The organism is Actinokineospora sp. (assembly GCF_050699995.1).
GTDB lineage: Bacteria > Actinomycetota > Actinomycetes > Mycobacteriales > Pseudonocardiaceae > Actinokineospora.
In genome coordinates this window covers 1-2,984 of record NZ_JBOHGC010000010.1, presented here as the reverse complement: position 1 = coordinate 2,984, position 2,984 = coordinate 1, and the positions used below count along the sequence as shown (strand labels likewise).

The window sequence follows — 2,984 nt, the reverse complement described above, 5'->3', positions numbered from 1 at the left end:
CTCTTGGGCCGCCTCCACTTGGCCCACCGCCCAGCCGGCTGCTTCCAGACCCCATTCGACAGCGACATCAGGTACCCACGCCTGTCGCCCGGCGACTTCGACCGTCGCTTCGCCCGTGGGATCCACGTAGAGCGTCGGCTGGTCGAAGGCGTACAGATATCTGTGCAGGCTTGGGGGAGTCTTCGCTTCGCCGTCGAGCGGATCTTCAGAGAGGAAGCGCCCGACCTCCGGGTCGTAGAAGCGGGCTTTGGCGTAGTAGAGGCCGGTCTCTTCGTCGAGCTCGTGGCCGGTGAAGGCGAAGGGGTTCCAGCTGTCGCCGGTCTGACTGCGCAGGTTGCCCCAGGCGTCGTACTTGCTTCTCTCTCTGACGGCGCCATCCGCCGCCATGAGCGTGACCGGGCTGCCGAGCCCATCGAAGAGGTAGAAGCTCCTGCCCTCGGTCTTGTGATTGAGCGACAGCAGCCGATCGGGGCCATAGTCGTACTTGGCAATCGTGACCCCATCGACTCCGTGCTGTAGCAGCACGCTCTGGTCGTCGTAGGTGTAGCGGACGACGCCGCTGCCGGTGCGCTTCTCCACCCGCAGGCCCTGCCAGTCGTACTGGTACCTGCCGAGCAGCTCGAAGCCGCTGCCGGCGCTGAGCTCGCGCTCGACACTCACCACGCGATCCAGCGCGTCGAAGGCGAACCGCGTCTCGAGCCCGCCGCTCGTCCGCGAGGTCTGGTTGCCGTTGGCATCGTAGGCGTAGGTGGTGTTGGCCGCCGCGTCGAGGCGGTCGACGAGGGTGGTGAGCTGATGGCGGTCGTTGTAGGTGTAGGTCTTGTCGTGGGTCTGAGCGGTCGCCGTCGTGACCTTCTCGGTGAGGCGGTTGCCCACCGCGTCGTAGGTGTAGTCGACGGCCTGGTCGGGGTAGTCGACGCCGGTCAGCCGATCGGCATCGTCGTACTCGTAGGTGGTCGTCTCCGCCGCTGCGCCGTTGACCTCGACCTGCTCGACCCGGTTGCCGTTCCGGTCGTAGCGGTACTCGTAGCTCGACACCGACGCGCCAGCGAAGGTGTTGCGGAGGGTGGCGAGGCGCCCCGACGCGTCGTAGGCGTGCTGCGCTCCCGCCGTGCCGCTCTGCCCGGCCTGCCCGGTGCCCGGGTAGGTGACGCTCGCGAGCCGCCCGTCGCGGAAGGACTCGTAGTCGGTCACCCCCGCCGCGCTGGTGACCGTGTCGAGGCGGTCGAGGGCGTCGAGCTCGTAGCGGGTGACGAGGCCGTCGGCGTCCTTGAGCGACGTCCGATTCCCGTTGTTGTCGTAGCTGTAGGTGGTGACCTTGCCGAAGCGGTCGGTGGCCGTCTGCAGGCGGTCGAAGCGGTCGTAGGCGCGGCTCTCCGTCCGTGTCCCCGTCGGCCCGCTGAAGCTCTCCTCCACCCGCACCACGTTGTCGTTGCCGTCGTAGGCGGTCGCGATGCGGCTGACCTCGGCGGCGCCGGCCACGACCGGCACCTGCCGCACCACCTCGCGGTTGCGCTCGTCGTACTCGCTCGCAATCGCCGCGCCGTTCGGCGTCTGCACCACCGTGCGGTTGCCCGCCTCGTCGTGCTCGTAGCGCTCCTCGGCCCCGCCGGCGTAGACGAGCTTCGTCTGCCGGTGCAGCTCGTCGTATTCCAAGCGCGTCGACTTGCCCGCCGCGTCCAGCTGCAACGTGCGGTTGCCGTCGGCGTCGTAGCGGTACTCGGTCGCGTTCGCGAGCGGGTCGCGCACGAAACGCAGGCGGGCGGCGCCGTCGTACTCGTACTCCCAGCGGAAGCTGCCCGCGGCGTCCGCGCCCTTGGGCCGCACCATCGCTGTGCGGTTGCCCTCCCCGTCCACCTCGTAGCGGGTGGTCTCCCCGGCACCGTTGGTCTCCGCGACCAGTCGCCGTCGCGCGTCGTAGCCCCGCCGCGTCGTGCGGCCCTCGGGGTCGGTCTCGACCGTGACCTCCCCCATCAGGTCGCGCTCGTAGCCGACCGTGGCGCCGAGGGGACGGTGGGTAGCGACCAGCAGGTTGCGCTCGTCGTACTCGTAGCCGGTGGGCGGGTGCGACGGGATCGCGTCGTACTCGAGCTTCTTGTTGCCCACCAGGTCGTACTCGAAGCGCTGCACCGAGACGCCGTCGCGCCGCCTCTCCAGCAGCCGGTTCTCCGCGTCGTAGCGCAGCTCGCTCGCGATGCCGCGCCGATCCACCTCCTCGACTCGGTTGCCCACCGCGTCGTAGCGGTAGCTCATCGTGCGCCGCACGTCGCCCTCGCGCGAGAGCGGCGGGTCGGTCACCCGCACCAGCCGGTGCAGCGCGTCGTAGGCGAAGTCGGTGGGGTGCCCGCGCCGGTCGGTCTCGGCGACCTTGTTGCCCGCGAGGTCGTAGGAAAGCCGGGTGGTGAAGGCGAACGGCGCCGGGTCGGTGGTGGTGACGAGGCGGTCGAGGGAGTCGTAGGCGAAGCGGCTGCGATGCCCGCCGGGGTCAGTGGTCGCGATCCGGTTCCCCGCCACGTCGTAGTCGTGGGCGACCGTGCGGCTCTCCGGCAGCTCCTGGCGCACCAGCCGGTCGAGGGCGTCGTACTCGTTGGTGGTGAGGCGCCCGTTGGCGTCCGTCGTCCTCAGCCGGTTGCCGCGCGCGTCGTAGCTCGCCGCCAAGACCAGCCCGAGCTCGTCGCGGGTCTCGAGCAGCCGGTCGAGCTCGTCGTAGCGGTGGACGAGGGAGTTGCCGTTGGGCGGCTCCTCCGCAGTGAGGTTGCCCACCGCGTCGTAGCCGTAGCGGGTGGTCGCGGCCCCCAGCGCGCTCACCCGGTCCAGGTGAACGGTGCGCGTCCGTCGCCGGTCCCGCGCGTCGTAGCTGTAGCTGGTCTGGTTCAGACGCGGGTCGGTCTCGCGGACGAGGTTGCCCACCCGGTCGTAGCCGAGCTCGCTCCAGCCGCCGGTCCCGGCGTCGCGACGCCGCACCAGGCGGTCGAGCTCGTCGT

1 protein-coding gene is annotated in these 2,984 nt (G+C 70.2%); it reads right to left on the bottom strand.

Annotated elements, in window-relative coordinates; translation table 11 throughout:
* On the bottom strand, positions 1 to 2,984 hold a 2,984-nt coding region (locus tag ACRDSQ_RS00525; RefSeq protein WP_431417791.1), incomplete at both ends, for an RHS repeat-associated core domain-containing protein.